At 44.6% G+C, this 21,565-nt stretch carries 18 protein-coding genes; 11 read left to right on the plus strand and 7 right to left on the minus strand.

The genetic code is table 11. From position 1 onward, the window contains the following. Positions 1 to 12: 12 nt before the first annotated feature. Positions 13 to 2,073, minus strand: a complete 2,061-nt coding sequence (locus M5J74_RS04095) for an AarF/ABC1/UbiB kinase family protein (RefSeq protein WP_250015488.1) — start codon at positions 2,071 to 2,073, stop codon at positions 13 to 15. A 401-nt stretch (positions 2,074 to 2,474) separates the two neighbouring features. On the opposite strand from M5J74_RS04095, the gene M5J74_RS04100 reads away from it, so the two are divergent. Together M5J74_RS04100 and M5J74_RS04105 are read left to right on the plus strand one after the other, a co-directional pair. Beyond that, entirely contained in the window at positions 2,475 to 3,152 is a 678-nt protein-coding gene (locus tag M5J74_RS04100) for a TrkA family potassium uptake protein (RefSeq protein ID WP_015152865.1), read from the plus strand. A gap of 9 nt (positions 3,153 to 3,161) precedes the next feature. Next, positions 3,162 to 3,701 carry a DUF3124 domain-containing protein gene (locus M5J74_RS04105; RefSeq protein ID WP_250015490.1) on the plus strand — a complete coding sequence of 180 codons (540 nt, stop codon included), beginning with the start codon at positions 3,162 to 3,164 and terminating at the stop codon, positions 3,699 to 3,701. 57 nt (positions 3,702 to 3,758) lie between these two features. Here M5J74_RS04105 and M5J74_RS04110 read toward each other — a convergent pair whose 3' ends face one another. Further along, complete coding sequence (locus tag M5J74_RS04110) at positions 3,759 to 5,321, minus strand: sodium:proton antiporter (RefSeq protein WP_106218147.1); 1,563 nt, start codon at positions 5,319 to 5,321, stop codon at positions 3,759 to 3,761. 265 nt (positions 5,322 to 5,586) lie between these two features. Between M5J74_RS04110 and recN the strand changes: the two genes are divergently transcribed. After that, entirely contained in the window at positions 5,587 to 7,491 is a 1,905-nt protein-coding gene (gene recN / locus M5J74_RS04115) for a DNA repair protein RecN (RefSeq protein ID WP_015152868.1), read from the plus strand. Positions 7,492 to 7,643: 152 nt separating this feature from the next. Here recN and M5J74_RS04120 read toward each other — a convergent pair whose 3' ends face one another. Beyond that, on the minus strand, positions 7,644 to 8,207 hold the full coding sequence (locus tag M5J74_RS04120; RefSeq protein WP_250015492.1) for a hypothetical protein: 564 nt from the start codon (positions 8,205 to 8,207) through the stop codon (positions 7,644 to 7,646). A 193-nt stretch (positions 8,208 to 8,400) separates the two neighbouring features. Here M5J74_RS04120 and M5J74_RS04125 point away from each other — a divergent pair, with 193 nt between their 5' ends. Beyond that, a complete protein-coding gene (locus M5J74_RS04125) occupies positions 8,401 to 8,907 on the plus strand; it encodes a GNAT family N-acetyltransferase (RefSeq protein WP_106218145.1) in 507 nt (168 codons plus the stop codon). 62 nt (positions 8,908 to 8,969) lie between these two features. On the opposite strand, the gene M5J74_RS04130 is transcribed toward M5J74_RS04125, so the two are convergent. Continuing rightward, positions 8,970 to 9,668: a response regulator transcription factor gene (locus tag M5J74_RS04130; RefSeq protein ID WP_015152871.1), complete on the minus strand. Its 699-nt coding sequence runs from the start codon at positions 9,666 to 9,668 to the stop codon at positions 8,970 to 8,972. 363 nt (positions 9,669 to 10,031) lie between these two features. Here M5J74_RS04130 and M5J74_RS04135 point away from each other — a divergent pair, with 363 nt between their 5' ends. After that, on the plus strand, positions 10,032 to 10,382 hold the full coding sequence (locus M5J74_RS04135; RefSeq protein ID WP_015152872.1) for a helix-turn-helix domain-containing protein: 351 nt from the start codon (positions 10,032 to 10,034) through the stop codon (positions 10,380 to 10,382). A gap of 54 nt (positions 10,383 to 10,436) precedes the next feature. On the opposite strand, the gene glmS is transcribed toward M5J74_RS04135, so the two are convergent. Together glmS and psaC are read right to left on the minus strand one after the other, a co-directional pair. Then, positions 10,437 to 12,338: a glutamine--fructose-6-phosphate transaminase (isomerizing) gene (glmS, locus tag M5J74_RS04140; protein ID WP_015152873.1), complete on the minus strand. Its 1,902-nt coding sequence runs from the start codon at positions 12,336 to 12,338 to the stop codon at positions 10,437 to 10,439. Positions 12,339 to 12,917: 579 nt separating this feature from the next. Further along, positions 12,918 to 13,163, minus strand: coding sequence for a photosystem I iron-sulfur center protein PsaC (gene psaC, locus M5J74_RS04145; protein ID WP_012411495.1), 246 nt, complete (start codon positions 13,161 to 13,163; stop codon positions 12,918 to 12,920). A 1,512-nt stretch (positions 13,164 to 14,675) separates the two neighbouring features. Between psaC and M5J74_RS04150 the strand changes: the two genes are divergently transcribed. From M5J74_RS04150 to M5J74_RS04175, 6 genes are all read left to right on the plus strand, one after another. Next, positions 14,676 to 15,905 (plus strand): sedoheptulose 7-phosphate cyclase, encoded by a 1,230-nt coding sequence (locus tag M5J74_RS04150; RefSeq protein WP_250015494.1) that lies wholly within the window; start codon positions 14,676 to 14,678, stop codon positions 15,903 to 15,905. 3 nt (positions 15,906 to 15,908) lie between these two features. Continuing rightward, positions 15,909 to 16,745 carry an O-methyltransferase gene (locus M5J74_RS04155; protein ID WP_250015496.1) on the plus strand — a complete coding sequence of 279 codons (837 nt, stop codon included), beginning with the start codon at positions 15,909 to 15,911 and terminating at the stop codon, positions 16,743 to 16,745. Positions 16,746 to 16,768: 23 nt separating this feature from the next. After that, on the plus strand, positions 16,769 to 18,214 hold the full coding sequence (locus M5J74_RS04160; RefSeq protein ID WP_250015498.1) for an ATP-grasp domain-containing protein: 1,446 nt from the start codon (positions 16,769 to 16,771) through the stop codon (positions 18,212 to 18,214). Positions 18,215 to 18,341: 127 nt separating this feature from the next. After that, entirely contained in the window at positions 18,342 to 19,070 is a 729-nt protein-coding gene (locus tag M5J74_RS04165) for a DUF3891 family protein (RefSeq protein ID WP_015152877.1), read from the plus strand. 130 nt (positions 19,071 to 19,200) lie between these two features. Then, on the plus strand, positions 19,201 to 19,677 hold the full coding sequence (locus tag M5J74_RS04170; RefSeq protein WP_015152878.1) for a thioesterase family protein: 477 nt from the start codon (positions 19,201 to 19,203) through the stop codon (positions 19,675 to 19,677). Positions 19,678 to 19,682: 5 nt separating this feature from the next. After that, positions 19,683 to 20,789: an LD-carboxypeptidase gene (locus M5J74_RS04175; RefSeq protein WP_250015505.1), complete on the plus strand. Its 1,107-nt coding sequence runs from the start codon at positions 19,683 to 19,685 to the stop codon at positions 20,787 to 20,789. A gap of 58 nt (positions 20,790 to 20,847) precedes the next feature. Here the strand turns inward: M5J74_RS04175 and M5J74_RS04180 are convergent, their stop codons facing one another. Next, positions 20,848 to 21,537 (minus strand): HAD family phosphatase, encoded by a 690-nt coding sequence (locus M5J74_RS04180; RefSeq protein WP_106218794.1) that lies wholly within the window; start codon positions 21,535 to 21,537, stop codon positions 20,848 to 20,850. Between the last annotated feature and the right edge of the window lie 28 nt (positions 21,538 to 21,565).

The following is a 21,565-nucleotide window of genomic DNA, read 5'->3' on the forward strand; positions in this document are numbered from 1 at the left end:
CCCACCTTGTTTTTAAACCTTTGCGGGTGGTAACACTAGCCGATCGCGCGCATCTGGTTTATAACCGTTGCTGTAATTATCTTCTGGTGTAATTAATAATTCCCGCAACAAACGGGCGATCGCCTTTTGCGTTAACTGGCTGGCGAGTTGCTGCCCAATCTTTTGAGTCTCTGGTTTTGTCAACACCTGTGTTAATTGCGGAATTAATTGTGCCGGGTCGAAACCACGAGTTTCTTGTAAAATTCCCCAAATACGCTTAATATGCTCCAAAGTTTGCTGTTGCTCGGAAGAAGCACCTGGAGTTTCATGAATTGCCATTGCCAAACGATTTCCCAAGGGAACGCGATCGAATGTATCTCGCAGCCTGGATGTGACGGCGTGTAAGGTATTTCGACTCACAGCATCTACACTCTTAACGATCTCATCTACCAGGCGATCGCGAATAAAAGCCCCGCGTTCGGATGAGAGAAAATCAATCATTTGATTCAAGACAATATTAAAGTCATAGTCCTGATTGCCACGGGCATTGCGTAACAAGTTTTCTAAGCGATTCCAGCGGAACGTCCCTTCTTTAAACAGCAAATCTTTTAATGATGCGCGCAACTCTGGCGCGGGATCGATCAACAAACGCTTTGCAACGTAAGGATAAGCGGCACTGAGAACTTTAAAATCAGGTTCGATCCGAATGGCAATTCCTTCTAACGTCACCAGAGAGCGAATGATCAAAGCGTAATATGCTGGGACGCGGAAAGGATATTCGTACATTAAATTCGACAGTTCGTCAGTAATACTTTTAATATTTAATTCCGATACGCTAGCACCCAAGGCGGCGTTAAATACCTTAGCAAAAGCAGGGACGATGGGTGTTAAATCTGTATCTGGAGTCAAAAACTCCAGTTTCACATAGTCCTGTGCTAAAGAGTCAAAATCACGATTTACCAAGTGGACGATCGCTTCAATCAATCCGTACCTTTGGGCTGGCTTGATCTCGCTCATCATGCCAAAGTCTAAATATGCCAACTTCCCATCGGGCGTAGCAAGTAAATTCCCTGGGTGAGGATCGGCGTGGAAAAATCCGTTTTCCAATAGCTGACGCAGCGAACACTGCACCCCAACTTCAATGATGTGTTGGGCATCTATTCCTTGGGCGCGAATCGCTTCTACCTGCGTCAGCTTCGTTCCGGTAATCCACTCCATCGTCAAGACTCGGCGCTGGGTGTATTGCCAATAGATTTTGGGGACGTAAATATCTGGTAAATATCCGTAGTATTCGGTAAAACGTTCGGCGTTTTCGCCCTCCTGAACGTAGTCCATTTCTTCAAAAATGCGATATCCAAACTCGTCGAGAATATCGACTAAGTTACTGCGGATGCGCTTAAAAGTTTTGTTTGCCCAAGCTGCCAGACGACGAATGATATATAAGTCAATAGTAATGCGATCGCGTAAGTCTGGGCGCTGTACCTTCACCGCCACATCTTCCCCAGTCTTTAGCTTACCCTTATACACTTGCCCTAAAGAAGCAGCAGCAATCGGATTGGCAGACAGTTCGGCATAAATTTCTTCGGGAGTTTGCCCCAATTCCTCTTGAATAAAACGGTAGGCGATCGCATTATCAAAAGGTGGTAGCTGATCTTGCAGTTGTGTTAGTTCCTCTAAATATCCAGGTGGAACTAAATCGGGGCGAGTAGAAAGAGCTTGACCGATTTTGATATAAGCTGGACCAAGTTGCGTCAACAATTCTCTTAACTGAACTGCCCTACGCTGCTGCATTTTTAAGCTGCGTCCCCATTGCTTATCCCACCACAAACCAAAAGCAAAGGAAAAACAGGGCAGCAGAACCGCAAAAATTCTCCCAATAACCTGAAAAGGACGACGACTGTAATATGCAGCGATCGCTTCCGGTTCGTATCTTAATGCAAATTCCGGCTCGATCGAGCTGTGTCCAATTTCTGTAGCGTGTCTTGGCACAACATCTGTGCTAGTCACGGGGCTATCTGTCGTTACTTCTACGTAACTGTTCCCTGTTTGGCTGTCCAACTGCTGAGGATTTGGGGAAACCTGCTTCACATTCATGAATTTGGTGACGCTTGGGCGTGAGTTTGCTAACTATTGTAACAATTTGTTACCTAAAAAGTTGTCGCAATACCCGAAGGCTACCGGACTTAAGATAGAAATTTGCTATCACTCCGATAGCGATCGCACTGCACCAACGTCATCATTATCGCTTTTTAGTTCAGTAAAGTAATCCTACTGATGACGGGCAAGTTTTGGAGATTCTATCGGTGGTTTGCTGTTGAGGATACCCGTTCTTACCCATCTTTATTTTCGATCGCGCAAAGACGCAAAGACGCAAAAGTACTCTTAGCGCCTTAGCGTTTTTGCGTGACATTTGCTCTGACAATCAAAAATAACGAATGACTAATGGCATACAACATTTCTGCTAGCCTGTAAATTAAAGCTAGCTTGGTATAGCAATGTATATACTTATTGGCGGCGCGGGCTTAGTTGGGCTAAATTTGGCACAAAAGCTTGTAGAGTTAGGGCATACGGTTGCAATTATTGATTGCGATCCTAATGCCTGTCGTTATGCCCGCGAACAAGTGGGGGTGATGGCTTTTGAAGGGAGTGCAGTCAATACAGAAGTGTTGTTAGAAGCAGGGATTCGCAAAGCTGACTCTGTGGCTGCTGTCCTCCGTCAGGATGCTTTAAATTTAGCAATGGTCACTCTTGCCAAGCACTACGGAGTCTCTCATATTTTGGCGCGGATGCGTCACCGCGATTTTGCCGAACCGCTACGTCTTGCTGGAGCTAATCATATTATTAGTACTGTAGAGCTGGCAGTCTCTACAATGGTAAATGCGATCGAGTATCCCCAAGTGGAATCGATGATGCATTTCGAGCAGGGACAAATTGAAGTATTGAAACTCGCACTTCCTAATAATTGCTACGTTGTCGGTCGTAGCGTTGCCGAAATTGCTCAGGATCGAAGATTTCCCACAGGCTCTTTAATTATTGGTTATCAAGCCCACCCTCATGAAGATTTAGTCATACCTAATGGTAGTACAATACTAGAACCGGATTCAACTGTATTAATCGTGACGAAACCAGGCTCGCTACATCAAGTCATCGATTTTATCGAAGGTTGTCGGTAACTAATTTTCATGAGAATATATCCATTATTTTGCTTACTTGTATCTGTTTTTTTTCTGTATTCCTGTACGTCACCAAGTCCGTCGCAACAAGCTAATTCTCCACAGAAAGCTTCATCTCAACAAGTAGTAAATGTAGATGAAAACTTTAAAAGAGTAGCAGGTAAAACTGTCTACGTTCCTGTCTACTCTCATATCTATCACGATGATGGGAAAAAGACTTTTAATTTAGCAGCTACCCTTAGTATTCGTAATACCGATTTGGCAAATCCTATTGTCATTACCTTTGTTCGCTACTACGATACAAATGGAAAGTTAGTCAGGCAATATTTAGAGCAACCAATTCAAATTGATGCTCTAGCTTCTACAGATTTTGTCATTGATACAACCGATACGAGTGGAGGATCGGGAGCTAAATTTCTTGTGGAATGGATAGCTCAAACAGAAATTTCTGAACCTATTATTGAAGCAGTTATGATTGGTAGCGGCTACCATCAAGGCATTTCTTTTATTAGTCCAGGTAAAGTCATAAAATCAGATAACAATAAATAGCGAAATACAATCAGCTAACAAAATTAGAAGTAAAGTCTTACTGCTCCCTGATAACTGTCAATCGTCTTCTAGGCTTAGTAGTTGTTCGTCAAGCTTTTGCAAGCGCGATCGCGCAATCTCTTCTGAAAGAATTTGCTTGCGGATTGCATCGTTCAGCGCTCCTTTTTCTGCTAATAATAAGCGACGACGAATAGCATCGAATTTAGTGAGATTACCTACAGTAGCGTCTAACTCATTTGGGCGGCGATTGTAGATTTCTCGCAAGGCTTTTTCTGCCCCTGCTACTCTTACCTGATAAGCCGATCGCATCTCTTCATAAACAGCTTTTGGTAATACTCCTGACCTCAACAAATTATCTAATTCATCTTGTGCTGCTTTAGCCGTCATCAACTGTGCTTGTAATTGTTCAGTCTGTTGACGAGAAGTGGATAAAGGGGACAAATGTAAACGTTTGACTAACCAAGGTAAACTCAAACCTTGCCCAATTAGAGACAGCAAAACCGTACCAAATACCAAAGTAATCAACTGCGATCTCTCTGCCAATGCACTTGGTAAACTGAGGGCAAGCGCCATTGACAGCGATCCTTTGATGTTACCGAAAAATAAAACGTGCTGCCAGCGCCACGGAACCGGACGGTCGAACCAACGCACTAAAGCTAACAGTCCATAAACAGAGATAATACGTGCCACTTGGCAAGCAAAAACTGCTAGCAATACGGCAGGTAGGGTTTGCCAGAGAGTTATCAAGTCAATTTCTATGCCGATAAGCAGAAAAATGAAGCTGTTAACAGCAAAACTAGCGCATTCCCAAAAACTTAACAAAGTTAATTTATTAGAAGCCGATACATGACTAGCAAGCCCAATCGTGCCGAAAATTAATCCTGCAACAACTACAGCCACTCCACCAGAAACTCCCAAAACCTGACCGATTTGAAAGGTTCCTAGTGCTACTGCTACTGTTAGTAAGATGCTACTGAGTGGATCGTCTAATCGAGCTAGCAAACCCGTGCTACCCGTACTTAAATAGCCCAATCCTAACCCTACTAAAATACTGCCGGCGATCGCCACAAAAAGTTGTTGCAATCCACCCAAAACTGAGAATGAGCCAGTAGTATTGACATTCAAAACTAAGTTAAATAAAACCAGCGTGAGGATATCATTAAATAAAGTTTCCCCCTCAACAATTGTGGATAGTCGAGAGGGTACTGGCACTTCTTTGAAGACGGCAATCACAGAAACAGTATCCGTGTTTGCCAAAATCACTCCAACTAGTAACGCTGGTATCCAAGTCAATCCCAGTCCGAATTTCAGCACTAGTGCTATAATTCCAGCAGCGATAACGACTCCCGGTCCTGCTAGGAGAGCAATCGGTTTAACAGTGTTACGCAGACGGCTAATATCAGTGTTGATAGCTGCCTCAAACAGGAGAATTGGCAAAAACAAATTCAAAACTAGAGAGGCATCTAAACCAATACGTTGAGGTAAAAGTTGGGTAATAGCTAAACCAGCTAATACTAAACCTGCAACGTAAGGCATTCGCAACCAACGAGATAGTAAAGCCACGCCAGTCGCAACCAGTAACAGGATAATTAAGACAGTAACTAACTGAGCGACTTCCATTTAAATTAAAGTCAAAAGTTAAAAGTGAGAAGTCAAAAGAGCAAACGTGCAATATTGACTTGTGCCAGATGAGATTTGTCAAAGGTCGTCCAACACTCCTCGACTCGTATTGTAATTTGCAACTTATCGTAACAGAAGTTAGCAGCCCACCTTTAACCACCAACTACCAACTACCAATTACCACTCGATCTATTAATCCCCTGCCAATCTTGGCTAAAATTCATGAGGTGGCAAGTATGCGATCGCCCTCACGATATAGCCCTTCATGTTAATCTCCCTCCAGATTGAAAACTTTGCTTTAATTGACCAGCTGGAGTTGGAATTCGGCACTGGTCTGAATGTCCTCACAGGCGAAACTGGTGCTGGTAAATCGATTATTTTGGATGCGATCGATGCAGCTTTGGGTGGAAAAGTCAATAGTCGCGCTATCCGCACGGGAACCAATCGCGCCTTGATTGAAGCGACATTTCGATTGGATAAAGATTTGGCTGACTGGCTAATTACAGAAGAAATCGAACTACTTGACGATAATTCCTTAATATGCAGTCGCGAGTTAACCGTAGCTCAAAATAGCCTCCGCAGCCGATCGCGAGTCAATGGGGTACTCGTCAACCGCCAGCAAATGGCACAACTACGCGATCGCTTGGTAGAAATTACTGCCCAAGGGCAAGCCGTACAAGTAGGACAAGCAGCCCAAGTACGAGAATGGCTAGATTTATATGGTGGTACAAGTCACTTTCAACAACGGGAAGTTGTCGCAACTGCCTATACCGCATACCAAGAAGTTAAAACTAATTTAGAAAAACGGCGACAGTCCGATCGCCAGCGGTTGCAACAAATTGACTTACTAACTTATCAAGTCAAAGAATTAGAAACAGCTAGTTTGGGCGAACCAGACGAACTAGAACAACTGGAACAGGAACGCCAACGCCTCAGCCATGTTGTAGAACTACAACAGTCGAGTTACAAAGTCTATCAAGTCCTCTATCAAAATGAGAATGACGGACAAGCCAGCGCCGACTTGCTAGCAGACGCGGAAGCTACGCTGACAGATATGGTGCAATATGACATCCAGCTACAACCAATCCTCGATTTAGTGGGCGAAGCACTAGCAGCAGTCACGGAAGCAGGACGGCAGATCGGTGCTTATGGAGAAAGTTTAGAATCCGATCCGCAGCGGCTAGAAATCGTTGAATCCCGCATTCGCGAATTGAAACTCGTGTGCCGCAAATACGGTACTCTCCCAGAAGCGATCGCCTACTACCAAAAAATTCAAACAGAACTCGCCGAACTCAACGACAGCGAACAATCGATTGAAGCCTTGGAACAACAGGAACGAAAATATCTGGATCGACTGTTGCAGGAATGCGATCGACTCACCCAACTGCGCCAGCAAGCCGCCGCCAAACTCGAAGCACAGATTCTTGCAGAACTCAAACCCTTGGCGATGGAAAAAGTTCAATTTCAGGTAGAAATAGCCTCTACAGTCCCTACAGCCACCGGAAACAACCAAATTTCTTTTCTGTTTAGCCCCAATCCTGGCGAACCATTACAACCCTTAATTGCGATCGCCTCTGGGGGTGAAATGAGTCGATTTTTACTCGCCCTGAAAGCCTGTTTTTCCCAAGCCGAAGCATCGGGAACGCTGATATTTGATGAAATTGATGTTGGCGTATCGGGAAGAGTCGCCCAAGCGATCGCCGATAAACTTCACCACCTCAGCCAACGTCACCAAGTGTTGTGCGTCACCCACCAACCCTTAGTTGCAGCAATGGCAGATCGTCATTTTCGGGTAGATAAGCAAGTTATTGTAGGGGCGGGTTTATCAGACACGCCTGGGGACAAACAAACAATCCCGGCAAACCCGCCCGTACCGGAGTCGGGAGTCGTAGGGGCGGGTTTATCAGACACGCCTGGGGACAAACAAACAATTCAGACAAACCCGCCCGTACCGGGATCGGGAGAAATTAGGACGGTTGTGAGAGTTGCAGCTCTGGATAATTTTGATACGCGGCGGGAGGAATTAGCAAATCTCGCTGGTGGTAAATCTGCCCAAGATGCGATCGCCTTTGCTGAATCTCTGCTTACTCAAGCTGCCAACCAACGACAAACACCACAAAACGGTGCAGCCACAAAATCGCGATCGGCTAAATCGACCAAGAAACGATAATTGGTTATAGCGGTTTTCGATTGGGTAAAACACACGATCGATCTGTAGGGGCGCTTTCTCTGTGCGCCCCTACAGATGTCACGCACGCAATCGAGAATTGCTATATCCGTTAACAGTTATCGGTGACTAATCGACTAATAGAGAGGAAATTATCATTGAGGTTTATCACAGTTTTGCAAGTAGTTATCAAAGCGATTTTCTACTGTTTTGAGCGAACCATTTTCCTCTAAATAACGTACTTGAAAATTAATCACTACAACATCGCCCGAATCATATCCAAAAATGCGATCGAGAAAATTTACAGGAGGAACTTCATAACCGCCGCCAGGATTAACGGAACAGCATTCTGGATACAATGCTATATGCTCATCGAAGCTTTTATACTTGATGTGAGCGAGATTATATCCATCAAAGCTTTTATCCTTGACGTGCTTGGGATCTGGGGCATTGTCCAGAGGTAATGTATCTCGGCTATTTTGGAGATCGAATACTGCTCTAATTTTTTCTTCGTTACTTAGGTAGCGCATTTCTGCGAAACAAAAGCCAGAATAGTTTAAACCAAAATAACCAAAAAGAATTAGTAGCACGCCACCGACAAAGAAAAAACTTTTCAAGATATGACTTTCACTATTTTTTGCCAACGATGTCAAAGACTCGTATTTAATACCTGTATATAGTAATTCCCATGCTAATGCATTACATTTGTAGGGGCGCACAGAGAAAGCGCCCCCTACAGATCTGTGTACCTCATGTGACTGAAAACTGCTATAAATCTATTTGAAAATATCACGTCGGTGGATTTTATAACTTGCCCCATACAATTCATTTAAAAAATGTAATATAGTTTATAACTTTTATAATATCTTGCTGGGTTCTCGTTTACAATTATTTAAGTCCGTTCATCGACCAATGATAAAAGAAATTGAAGTCACCCGTACCTATTTAAAAATGACAGCGGCAGACGAATTAAAACCTGCCAAAATAGAAAGCGATCGCCTGCAAATTCATCAGGTCGTTGAATGTCCGGCTTCCTTTTATCGCTATCTTTACACGGAAGTTGGACGTAAATACCATTGGTGCGATCGCCTCAACTGGACAGATATTCAAATTAAAAATCATCTCAAACAACCCAACATTTCTATTTGGGTTCTGTATTCTATGAGTGCGCCAGCCGGATTTTTTGAATTAAAACAACACGAAGATAAATCGGTAGAAATTGCTTATTTTGGTATTCTCGACGAATTTTTAGGGCGGGGATTGGGCAAACACCTACTCACTGTAGCGATCGAACGAGCTTGGGATTTGACCGAAAATTATATATGGCTGCATACCTGCACTTTAGATCACCCAGCCGCCATGCCCAACTACCTCAATCGCGGCTTCAGACCTTTTAAACAAGAAACTTATTACATATAGAGACATGACGTGTAGAGACGTTACATGTAACGTCTCTACACGTCATAACATTTCTGGATAAATTATGCTACCAACCCAGCTCTGAGGGCGCGTACAGCCGCCTGCGTCCGGTCGTTGACGCATAACTTATTGAGAATATTACGGACGTGAGTTTTGACAGTGCCAACTGTAATGTAGAGTTTATCGGCAATGTCATAATTACTATGCCCCGCCACAATCAGCGCTAACACGTCGAGTTCGCGATCGGTGAGGGGAGTCGCTGCCAGCATTTGAGTGTATTCTGGCTCTATGGCATCGATCGCCACCGTTGGCTTAGCACCAACCGGACGGACTTCTTTCAACACGATCCGGGCAATTGACGAATCAATCCAGTTTTCACCGCCGTAGGTCGCTTCTATCGCTTCGACCAATTGATCTATACTGGTATCTTTCATACAGTAAGAGTCTGCTCCAGCCGTAAAAGCAGCTAAAACAGTATCTTCGCGATCGTTTAAAGTCAGGATCAAAACTCTAGTCTTGCAGTCTGGCGTTTGACTTTGAAACTCGCGGAATTTACGAGTTAATTCAATTCCATCCATATCTGGCAAGCCTACATCAACGATCGCCACGTCTGGCTTAGTCGTTTGCAGCAATTGTAACCCATCATGGGCATTAGCAGCATCGCCAACCACTTTTACTTTCTGAGTCTGTTCTAGAGCAGTCCGCATTCCTAAGCGGGTAAGAGTGTGGTCTTCAACCAAGGCGACTTGAATTAGACTCATATTTAACCTCAACCAGTTCGATCTCAACAGTTTAAAAAATTACCTGAAAAAACAGTTTTTGTCGCAGTCAATTCAATATAAATTACAAAGTCCACCGAACATTTACTGAAATCGGGTGAGAGATAATCAGTCAATTACCCGTCCTTCGGTAGATACACTGATATTCGCATCAGTCATAGAATTCTTATATCCCTCTAAGGGATGAAGTTGTCCCTAAAAGGGAGCAATTCAGTGACCAGTGACCAGTGGCTAGCCATTGAAACGGTTTCTGAGTAACAAAAGCATTGCTGCTTGTAGATGGTCTAGTTGTAAATACTCACTGATAACTAATAACTGATAACTGATAACTGATAACCAGAGCAAGTGAATCAAAAAAGTGTAGAAAAAATTCAAACAGCAACAAAATTTATTCTTTGGTTTCGTCACTGTTTACCGCAACCATTTCAACAGGTTGTGCGACCATATTTAGCTCAACCTTATCAATTAGCTTTAGAAATACTTGACTGTTGTAGCGGTGAAGAACCGATGACGGTAGAAACTATTGCTCAAAAAGTTGCCATTAACAAAAATACAGCGCGGCAAGTACTCAGTGCTTTGAGAGAGGGAGGTTTAATTTTTACTATCACTGCAAATAGAGGATGGAAGTGTTTGCAGGTCAATCAGCAATCTTTACAGGCGATCGAGCAAACTTTGGAACGAGAATTAATTTCATAGTGACAAATTCAGAAGTCGATTTATATCTTACACAAATCGACTTTTTTCAAAGTTTTATTCTACGGTAACGGACTTAGCCAAATTACGGGGTTGATCCACGTCCAAGCCACGCCTTGCAGCAATGTGATAGGCAAGTAGCTGTAATGGAATTACAGAGAGAATGGGAGAAAGGATTTCATCCACAACTGGGACGGGGAGTGTATCGTCAAATATTTCCTTGGCGTGTTCGTCGTGCATGGGAGCAACGCCAATTAAGCGCGAGTCGCGGGCTTTAGCTTCCTGTACGTTAGAAAGAACTTTTTCATAGACGCTACCAGGCATAGCGATCGCCACGACAGGGACTTTGGCATCCAACAAAGCGATCGGTCCGTGTTTCATCTCTCCCGCTGGATAGCCTTCCGCGTGAATGTAACTAATTTCCTTCAATTTCAGCGCCCCTTCCAGCGCGATCGGATAATTAATTCCCCGTCCGATGAAAATAAAATCTTGCGTCTCGGTAAACTCATGGGCGAGTTCTTCAATTTGTCGCTCTTGCTGTTCCAAAATTGACTCGATCTGGGCTGGGAGTTGCCACAGTTGCCCGATGATTTGCTCTAGTTGAGTCGCTGATAGAGTTTGGCGGCGATACGCCAGATCGAGGGCGAGGCAATAAAAAGCAACCAACTGGGCAATAAAAGTTTTTGTCGCGGCTACGCCAATTTCAATTCCAGCCTGAATGTCAATCGTGTAGTCTACTAGTCGAGCTAGCGAACTTTGCATTCGGTTGGTAATTCCCAACAGACGAGGACGAAATTGTGGCGTTTTTTCGGCACGGCGTTGCTTATCCATAGCGATCGCCGACAGCGTATCAGCCGTTTCACCAGATTGCGTCACGCCCACAATCAACGTATTCGGCATCAGAGGCGGCGGCGCGTAACGGAACTCTGAAGCATAGTGTACCTGTGTGGGAATTTGTGCTAACTGCTCCAGTAAATACTTACCCACCAAGCTAGCGTGCCAACTCGTACCGCACGCCACAATTTGAACTTGTTCCAAGTCGGTGTAGAACTCTGCTGGTAAGCTCAAATTAATCGGACTGGTGGTAGATGCAGCAGTCCAATCGTTGCTAATGTAAGTTTCTAAAACCATCCGCACGACACTCGATTGCTCGTAAATTTCTTTGAGCATGAAGTGACGGAAGCCTTGTTTCTCCATTGTGACAGCAGTACCGCTGAGCAAATGGGGATGTTTTTTAAGGCGATCGCCCGCAAAGTTGTAAATTTCAATTCCCAAAGGCGTCAGAGTCGCCATTTCTCCGTTTTCCAACGGTACGATCGCGTGAGTATAGGGTAAAATCGCCGGGATATCTGAAGCACAGAAAAACTCCCCTTGCCCGAAACCAAGCACCAAGGGCGCTTGTTGTCGCGCCACCACAATTTCATCGGGATAATCGGCACACAAAAGCACGATCGCGAATGCTCCCTCCAACCGATTCACGACTCGCCGCACTGCTTCCGTCAAAGGAGAGTAGAATTTTTCAGTTTCGCCACTCTGCCGCATTTGGTTCAGACATTCCGCTACCAAATTGGGAATAACTTCAGTATCAGTCTCAGTTACAAACTCATAGTTCAGCTGTTTTAATTCTTCTCGTAGCTCTCGATAATTTTCGATAATACCGTTTTGCACTACAGCTACCCGTTTTGAAGTATCTAAATGTGGGTGAGCGTTGTGTTCCTCCGGTTTTCCGTGGGTTGCCCAGCGTGTATGTCCGATTCCGACTAAACCAGGAATTTCTTGTCCGTTAAGTTTTGATTGGAGGTTGCGTAACTTACCCTTAGCACGGACGCGGTGAATCTCGCCTTCCCACACCGTAGCAATTCCGGCAGAATCGTAGCCCCGATACTCTAGCTTTTCTAAACCCGCCAGTAAAATTCCGGTTGCTGCTTGAGTACCGATATAGCCTACAATTCCGCACATGTTTCACTCCTTCTATTCTTTGGATTTTATAAGTTAATCTATCGGGGTTAGTTTGAATCGACAAATAATTTCTCTATTCTATAATTGATGACTTATGTCATACAGGTGTTGCTCCTGCAAGAATTAAGCAGTATTACTTAGTTGATAGTTATCAGTTATTAGTGGTAATTGGTAGTTGGTAGTTTTTTCTCCCTTGTCTCCCCCTCTCCCTTGTCTTCCTTGTCTCCCCCTCTCCCTTGTCTTCCTTGTCTCCCCCCTCTCCCTTGTCTTCCTTGTCTCCCCCCTCTCCCTTGTCTTCCTTGTCTCCCCCCTCTCCCTTGTCTTCCTTGTCTCCCCCCTCTCCCTTGTCTTCCTTGTCTCCCCCCTCCCCCTTGTCTTCCTCAGCTCCCTCAGCCTCCTCAGCCTCCTCAGCTCTCTTTTCCCTGCTCCCTCATCAAAAAAAGAGGGTGGCTTGTGTTCTCCCCCCTCCCGAAAGCAGCTGGATTGTTACACGCAGCTAAAAAAGGCAATCGTCTAATGGTACTAGCTATCAAAATGTTGTTTTTTTATTTCTAGCTTCTAGAGAATTTAAATCAAACTCTAGTAAGCTAGACCCATGCTGCGAGTGGTTTCCGCACCGAGGTATACGCGAATGCTTAAAAAGTCGGTGGGACAAGCTGTTTCACAGCGCTTGCAGCCTACACAGTCTTCCGTGCGGGGAGAGGAAGCGATTTGAGCGGCTTTGCAGCCATCCCAAGGAACCATCTCTAGCACGTCTGTCGGGCAAGCCCGCACGCACTGAGTGCAGCCGATACAGGTATCGTAGATTTTAACGGTATGAGACATGGAAATTAAGACTCCAACGAGCGTTTTATGTTGGCATAGACTCATAATCAAGGCTTAGTTTACCGTAGAGTCCGAATCCACTTCAGTAAAAGGCTACATAACTTTAAATTCTGTAATAGTAGGGAGCAGGGAGTAGGGACAAGGGGACAAGGGGGACAAGGGGACAAGGGAGACAAGGGGGACAAGGGGGACAAGGGGGACAAGGGGGACAAGGGGGACAAGGGGACAAGGGGGACAAGGGGGACAAGGGGGACAAGGGGGACAACTACCAATTACCAATTACCCATTCCCTACACCCTGTTTGCTGATAACTGATAACTGACTACATCTATCTATAGTTATAAAAGTAATAAATTGTGTGCTGAAATTAGTCAATAAAATATAGAGAAAATATTTGGCGATCGCCCTCTCAATTTTATGTAAACTATTGTAAATAATTGCTGAGTTTGATAGAATATGCAGGTAGTGTTGTATGAACGATCGTGGCGATCGCCGTCAATTTTTTGACAGTAAATACAACTCCTACTTTGGACTGAGGACAGAAATTTCGGCTTCAGTTTATTTTTGTGATGTAACGTAAATAGACTCAAGCACGCGAGTGCCTTGGCATAGCTGCGATCGCCTTAAGTGTGGCAAAGTCCATAAGGGAGCAAAACTTGCAATACAAGCCCAATGTTGAACTGAATCGATCTCCTCTAAATCCAGAGCAGAAAGTTAATTACGGTTGCGAATCTCAAATGGAAACCTGGAGATGAAAGAGGTAGTTTGATAGCCATAGCCGCTATTCTCATTAGTAAAACTACTTCAAAACCAAGCATTTAGGCTTGTCAAAGGTCGGAGATTTCAGTGTTTTGTGTAGATTGTCAACCGCGATCGCAGATTCGGCAAAATATAAGGTAATAGCAGTAAGATAAGCGATTCCGAGTGACAGTTTAAGCAATGTTTAATTGCGACAAATTTTTGTCTCCTATAAAGGTTTGTTTTTGTCAAGGATTGCAAATAATATTTACTTGCTGCTAATGTATTGTAAGAGGCATTTGGCTCTCAAAGCGCAATAGAAATCTGCCGATGTTAGTTTTTTCCTCCTTTTCTGCCCTCTAGATTCAGAGCGGGGAACACACTAGGAGATAACTAATTTGGCTTTTAGTAATGTATTTTTTGACCTAATAAGAGCAGTGCCAGCTATGAATGTGTAGCTGAGAGTAAAGGGCGTGCAGAAATTGCGTTAGCGTTCACGTAGCTTGCTTCTCCGAAGGAGTAGTGTAGCGTTTAGCGCAAACTTTGCGATCGCCACCCTAATTAACGCGAACTTATTAGGCTTTCTGTCATCGCATCTCCAAACACGGTGGCGAGTCGTTAGAGGCAATAGAAACAAGTGAAGTCAAAAATTGGGTAAGTATTTACTACTATATCCAATGTGCTTTCGCAGATCTTCTTTTGCATCTACTTGGTCTTGCGGCGCTACATGCAAGTCGCTAATTTTTGTTGGACTAATTCACACAGGTAAAATTCATGAGCGAAGTACAAGCAAAGTTCACGGCGACTGAAACAGCTTTTCACGTTGAAGGCTACGAAAAGATTGAATTCAGCCTCCTCTGCATTAATGGTGCTTTTGACATTAGCAACCGTGAAATTGCCGACCAATATCAAAAATACGGACGCTGTTTAACCGTCATCGATGCCAATGTTTATCGATTGTATGGCGAACAAATTGAAGCTTACTTTCAGCATTACAACATCGATCTGACCGTATTCCCCATCACCATCACCGAACCGAATAAGACGATCGCGACCTTCGAGACAATTATCGATGCATTTGCCGAGTTCGGCTTAGTCCGCAAAGAACCAGTTTTGGTTGTTGGTGGTGGATTAGTCACAGATGTAGCTGGTTTTGCCTGTGCTGCTTATCGTCGTAACTCTAACTTCATCCGCGTCCCAACGACCTTGATCGGTCTGATCGATGCTGGAGTAGCAATTAAAGTTGCAGTTAACCATAAGAAACTAAAAAACCGCTTGGGCGCTTACCACGCACCTAAACAAGTCATCCTTGACTTTTCTTTCTTGCGCACCCTACCTACAGCCCAAGTGCGTAACGGTATGGCAGAACTGGTAAAAATTGCTGTAGTTGCTAACGCTGAAGTCTTCAATTTACTGGAGGAGTATGGCGAACAACTGCTGCAAACTCACTTCGGTTATGTGGATGCAACACCAGAACTTCAGGAAATTGCCTACAAAGTCAATTACGAATCGATCAAAACGATGATCGAGTTGGAAACTCCGAACCTGCACGAAATCGACCTCGATCGCGTCATTGCCTACGGTCACACTTGGAGTCCGACTTTAGAACTCGCCCCTAACGTACCAATTTTCCACGGTCACGCTGTGAATATTGACATGGCATTCTCAGCCACTCTCGCAGCAAAACGCGGCTATATTTCCACCCAAGACCGCGATCGCATCCTTGGTTTAATGAGTCGGATCGGCTTAGCCCTCGACCATCCCCTACTAGAAGGCGATTTACTCTGGCAGGCAACTGAGTCGATTATGCAAACCAGAGACGGCAAACTACGCGCCGCAATGCCCAAACCGATCGGGACTTGCTTCTTCGTCAACGACCTGACGCGGGAAGAATTGAATGCTGCTTTAGCCGAACACAAGCAACTGTGCGCGACATATCCTCGCGGTGGCGACGGTGTTGATGCTTACATGGTACAAGAACCCGAACTCGTAGGGAGCGTATAGACCATGACGATCGCACCTCAGAAAGAAAATACGGCAAGACCAGTTACGCCCTTGGGGATTCTGGTGCAGCAATTGCAGCACATCCTAGAATTAGTGGCGAAAGAACAAAACATTTCTTTAGAGGTAGCTGCCAAAATTCAGCAGGTGTGGCAACTCGCCGCAGGCATCGATCCATATATCGAAGCCGTTTCTACCGAAGAATCTGCTGCCCTCGCCGCACTAGCAAAAAAAACCTGTGCTGAACCTTGGGAAAAACGATTTTCTGACCAGGAGACAGTCCGCCAGTTAGAACAGGAAATGCTGTCTGGACATTTGGAAGGACAAACATTAAAAATGTTCGTTCACATGACCAAAGCCAAAAGTATTTTGGAAGTTGGAATGTTCACGGGTTACTCTGCATTAGCGATGGCAGAGGCTTTACCAGAAGACGGACGCTTGGTAGCTTGTGAAGTGGATCGATACGTGGCAGACTTTGCGATCGACTGCTTTCAAGCATCTCCCCACGGACGCAAAATTTCTGTGGAAGTAGCCCCAGCTATGGAAACATTGCAAAAATTGGCAGATGGTAAAGAGTCGTTTGACTTAGTATTTATCGATGCCGACAAGAAGGAGTACGTAGATTATTTTCACCTCTTGCTAAATGCAGATTTAGTACCCTCTGGAGGATTTATCTGCGTCGATAACACCTTGTTGCAAGGGCAACCATACCTGCCACCCGACCAGCGCACCCCGAACGGAGAAGCGATCGCCCAATTCAACCGCATCGTAGCTGCTGACCCCCGCGTGGAACAGGTTTTGCTACCGCTACGCGATGGTTTGACGATTATTCGGCGCATATAAATCGGTAAAAGCATGGCACTGCCATGCTTTTACCACAATCTATTACCCCTACCATGCAGATATTTGCAGTATTCCAAAATCTGGGAACGCTACTTCTACTCGCGATCGCCTTTCCTTTCAACTGTATCGTTGTTTTGACAGCGTTATTGTGGAATCTCGTCAGCAAGCCGTTTCGTGACCGGGGCATCTTACCTGTATCTCACCCCAAAAACATCATGCTGACGGGGGGGAAGATGACCAAAGCCCTGCAACTTGCCCGTTCGTTTCATATGGTCGGACATCGGGTGGTGTTGGTAGAAACTCATAAATATTGGTTGACCGGACATCGATTTTCTAACGCCGTCGATCGCTTTTATACCGTTCCCGCGCCGGAAAAAGACCCGGAAGGCTATTCACAAGCATTACTGGCGATCGCCAAACAAGAAAATATCGATGTCTACGTTCCCGTCTGTAGTCCCGTCGCCAGCTACTATGACTCTGTGGCTAAATCAGTTTTATCTGGCTGCTGCGAGGTGTTTCACTTCGATGCAGAGGTAACGCAGATGTTAGACGATAAGTATGAGTTTGCCGAGAAAGCGCGATCGCTCGGTTTATCTGTCCCCAAATCTTTCAAAATTACCAATCCAGAACAAGTCATTAACTTTGACTTTTCCGATGCGGAACGTCCATATATCCTCAAAAGCATTCCCTACGACTCGGTACGGCGCTTAAACTTAACTAAGCTTCCATGCGCTACACAAGCAGAAACAGCAGCTTTTGTCAATAGCCTGCCGATTAGTCCTGAAAAGCCCTGGATTATGCAGGAATTTATCCCAGGACAGGAATACTGCACTCACAGCACCGTCCGCAACGGGGAATTAAGAATGCACTGCTGTTGCGAGTCTTCGGCTTTTCAAGTCAATTATGAAAACGTTGACAAGCCAGAAATACTTGCATGGGTGCGTCATTTTGTCAAAGAATTAGGAATTACCGGACAAGCTTCTTTTGACTTTATTCAAGCTGAGGATGGAAACGTTTACGCGATCGAGTGCAACCCCCGCACCCACTCAGCAATTACAATGTTTTATAATCATCCAGGGGTAGCCGATGCATTTTGTAGAGACGTTACATGTAATACCTCTACGTCGAGGGCGGGTTTATTGAATTCTTCGTTCATCAACAATATTTCGGGTGAACCCGCCCCTACAATATATCCGTTGCAACCCTTATCGACCAGCAAGCCTACTTATTGGACTTATCACGAACTCTGGCGGCTCACTGGAATTCGCTCTTTTCCACAATTGCAGACCTGGTGCAAAAACATCTTGCGTGGGAAGGATGCAATTTTCGCGATCGACGATCCGTTGCCGTTTTTGATGGTACACCATTGGCAAATTCCCCTCTTGCTGTTAGACAATCTCCGCAGGCTTAAAGGCTGGATCAGGATAGATTTTAATATTGGCAAGATTGTCGAATTAGGTGGGGATTAAACCAGCGAACAGTGACTAGTGACCAGTAACCAAATGCTGTAACTCTTAGATGTTTATCCACCATTCACTTTTTACTCTCTGCCTTGAGGGAAATTAAATACAGCTCAATGAAACTGATAACTGATATATGATTGCTAATCAAACTGAAACAGGTTGGGAAGTTATTTATCATCGCGCTCATGCGCTACTTGCAGCACAAATTGCCGGACATTGGCGACGTAAGGATTTCCCACCTCGGATTTACGAAACTATAGCTGCAATTTCCCACCACGACGATTTAGAAAAAGAATGGGAAGAAAACAATCTCACCCCAGCTGGCGCGCCGTTAGACTTTACTCTCGATACTAGTACTCATCTACCCAAGCTGAAACAGCACATTTCCAACGCACGCTATCGGGGACGGTGGGTGACAATGCTAACTTCTATGCATACTAGTTTTTTGAATGAAGGAAAACGGGGAGAGTCATCGGAACTCGATGAGTTTCTTGACGAACAATTAGAGCTACAAAAACAATATAGAAAAGAACTTAAAATTAGTCAGAAAGATGCTGAAGAAGCTTATGCCTTTTTTCAGTGGTGCGATCGCCTTTCATTAATTCTCTGTAATCGTCAATTACCAGTAGACGAACGCGCATTAGAAATTGGGAAAGGACCAGATGGCGATCGCTACGATATTATTCAGTTGCAGGATGGCAAAGTTACCGTTACTCCTTGGTGCTTTGAAGATAAGGAGTTTACTGTCAACGTAGAAGCCTCATACCTTTCCCAACTACAATTTGGTAGTAATGCCGAACTGACAGAGCAATTACAAACCGCACCGATGAAAAGTTTGGAGTGGACATTTGTTAAAGTATGATGGCAGATGGTAGTTGGTAATTGGTAGTTGGTAGTTGATAGTTGGTAGTTAGTTGCTATCAACTATCAACCATTAACCATTAACTATCCCTGTTACCCATTACCTATGACCTATTACCGATGAAGTATAAGTGAGTCAAGCACCAGAACAGTCCCCAACCAACCTACCTAATGTAGCCTTTACCGATTGGTTTGAATATCCAGTCCGAGCGCAGCCACATCACACAGATTATGGTGGTAACGCTTGGCATGGTTCGTACATAGCCTGGATGGAAGAAGCGCGGGTAGAATGCTTGCGATCGATTGGGATTAATTTTGCTGACTTAGTCGCTTTGGGTTGCGACTTACCCGTAGTAGAAATTGCAGTACGCTACCACCGTCCGATCAAAATGGGGATGGATGCTGTAGTTAGAACTCGCATGGCGGATATGGAAGGCGTGCGGATCAATTGGGATTATCAAATTCAATCTCCCGACAGTCAAGAATTGTATGTAACGGCAAGAGTCATATTAGTAGCAGTCGATCGCGAAAAGGGTAAAATTATGCGTCAATTACCCCCAGATGTCGAGAGTGCTTTTGCTCGGCTAGCTGGTACGCCAAATCGCTAAGCTCAATGTTCCCACGCCGTCATTTTCTCAGAAGCGCGATCGCTATTGCTGGTATTGGTGCTATGTCTACACCCGTACTTGGACAAGGGAGACAAGGAAGACAAGGGAGACAAGGAAGCAAAATTACTTACGACTCCCGACTTCCGACTCCCGACTCCCGCATCATCAAACCTGCAAGACTAAAACCCGGCTCCGTTGTCGGAATTATTAGCCCTGCTGGGGCGACATTTGTGCGAGAAAATTTAGATATTGTCCGCGATGCTGTGAGAGGATTGGGGTTAGAACCGAAACTTGCACCTCATGTCTTGGAGCGATACGGTTATCTTGCTGGACAAGACCGCGATCGCGCTGCTGATGTAAATCAGTTTTTTGCCGACCCTAAAGTTGCTGCACTTTTGCCTATTACAGGTGGATGGGGTTCTAGCAGGATTTTACCATATTTAGATTACGAATTAATTCGTAAAAATCCCAAAATTATTGTTGGGTTTAGCGATATTACTGCTCTAATTTTAGGGATTACAGCTCGAACTAATCTAGTCACTTTTCATGGACCAAATGGCTTTTCTTCTTGGAATGCAGAGCAAACAGATTATTTTCGACGCATCTTATTTGCGGGTGAATCTTTAGAGTTTAAAAACTTCAAAGATGGCAGCGATACAGATCGTTTAATGCAAGTCAAATATCGAATTCAAACGATTAATTCTGGTCGTACTAAAGGTAGGTTATTGGGAGGAAATCTATCTGTACTATCGGCAATTGTCGGTTCGCCATACTTGCCGAATCTAAACGGAGCGATTTTATTTTTAGAAGATATTGGCGAAAATATTTATCGACTCGATCGCATGATGACACAGTTAAAATTAGCTGGAATCTTCGATAAACTAGCAGGTTTTATATTTGGGCAATGTCCTAACTGTACTCCAGATGCCGATTATGGTTCTCTAACTCTAGAGGAAGTTGTTTGGAACCACATTCAACCATTAAAAATTCCCGCTTGGTATGGTGCGGCGATCGGTCACATTGACACTATATTGACACTACCAATGGGTTTAGAAGTTGAAATCAATGCTGCAAAAGGAACAATTCAAATGTTAGAGTCTGCGGTAGTTTAGTCAGGTATTACTGGTGCATGGTGCGTGAATTTTGAACTTTAAATTTTAAATTGCTCCCTCAGCTCTCTTCCCCGACTCCCACTCTCCCACTCCCGACTCCCGACTTACCCAACAGTTTCCATAATTGCGAGTCCTTAAAGTCAGGAATGGCAAGCATAACACCCAGATCGTACAGTTCGCTTGGTGTCTGAGAGGAGGCGATTCCTACTGTAGATATTCCCGCACCCACAGCGGAACGAATGCCAGAAGGGGAGTCTTCAAATACAAGTGCTTGTTGAGCATTTAAGCCAAAGTAAGCCAGTGCGTAGAGATAGGGTCCAGGATCGGGTTTTGCCATGCCGATTTCTTGCGAGACAAACACCCGCTCGAATCTGTGTTCTAAGTTCAAAACGCTCAACATGTGCTTAGCGTTTTCTGGAGGAGCATTTGTGACTACGGCTTGTTTGATTCCTCTTTCATCAGCCCAAGCAATCACTTCTAACAGTCCCGGTATTGGTGTCAATTCTGCTGCTAGTTCGCGAAACTCTGCTTCTTTGCGATCGCTAAATTTTATCACCTCTTCAGAAGAGAATTCTGGAAATAAATCTCGCACGATAAATGGATTCAGCCTGCCACTCATGCGATTTTTATAGAACTCTTCATCAATCTCTATACCATGCTCTTTCAAGAGTGCTTGCCATATGCGAAAGTGCAGTGGATCGGTATTGACAATCGTACCGTCGAGATCGTAGAGAATCGCTGCTAGCATGGTCATCGTCCGGGAAAGCTGAGGGTTC

Origin of the sequence: Chroococcidiopsis sp. CCNUC1 (genome assembly GCF_023546805.1) — a bacterium.
Classification (GTDB): domain Bacteria; phylum Cyanobacteriota; class Cyanobacteriia; order Cyanobacteriales; family Chroococcidiopsidaceae; genus Chroococcidiopsis; species Chroococcidiopsis thermalis.

Bases quoted from the DNA above. Each gene is read 5' to 3' on its own strand.
- M5J74_RS04095 (WP_250015488.1), bottom strand. From the start codon at position 2,073: ATGAATGTGAAGCAGGTTTCCCCAAATCCTCAGCAGTTGGACAGCCAA.
- M5J74_RS04100 (WP_015152865.1), top strand. From the start codon at position 2,475: ATGTATATACTTATTGGCGGCGCGGGCTTAGTTGGGCTAAATTTGGCA.
- M5J74_RS04105 (WP_250015490.1), top strand. From the start codon at position 3,162: ATGAGAATATATCCATTATTTTGCTTACTTGTATCTGTTTTTTTTCTG.
- M5J74_RS04110 (WP_106218147.1), bottom strand. From the start codon at position 5,321: ATGGAAGTCGCTCAGTTAGTTACTGTCTTAATTATCCTGTTACTGGTT.
- recN (WP_015152868.1), top strand. From the start codon at position 5,587: ATGTTAATCTCCCTCCAGATTGAAAACTTTGCTTTAATTGACCAGCTG.
- M5J74_RS04125 (WP_106218145.1), top strand. From the start codon at position 8,401: ATGATAAAAGAAATTGAAGTCACCCGTACCTATTTAAAAATGACAGCG.
- M5J74_RS04130 (WP_015152871.1), bottom strand. From the start codon at position 9,668: ATGAGTCTAATTCAAGTCGCCTTGGTTGAAGACCACACTCTTACCCGC.
- glmS (WP_015152873.1), bottom strand. From the start codon at position 12,338: ATGTGCGGAATTGTAGGCTATATCGGTACTCAAGCAGCAACCGGAATT.
- psaC (WP_012411495.1), bottom strand. From the start codon at position 13,163: ATGTCTCATACCGTTAAAATCTACGATACCTGTATCGGCTGCACTCAG.
- M5J74_RS04150 (WP_250015494.1), top strand. From the start codon at position 14,676: ATGAGCGAAGTACAAGCAAAGTTCACGGCGACTGAAACAGCTTTTCAC.
- M5J74_RS04155 (WP_250015496.1), top strand. From the start codon at position 15,909: ATGACGATCGCACCTCAGAAAGAAAATACGGCAAGACCAGTTACGCCC.
- M5J74_RS04160 (WP_250015498.1), top strand. From the start codon at position 16,769: ATGCTTTTACCACAATCTATTACCCCTACCATGCAGATATTTGCAGTA.
- M5J74_RS04165 (WP_015152877.1), top strand. From the start codon at position 18,342: ATGATTGCTAATCAAACTGAAACAGGTTGGGAAGTTATTTATCATCGC.
- M5J74_RS04175 (WP_250015505.1), top strand. From the start codon at position 19,683: ATGTTCCCACGCCGTCATTTTCTCAGAAGCGCGATCGCTATTGCTGGT.
- M5J74_RS04180 (WP_106218794.1), bottom strand. From the start codon at position 21,537: ATGCTAGCAGCGATTCTCTACGATCTCGACGGTACGATTGTCAATACC.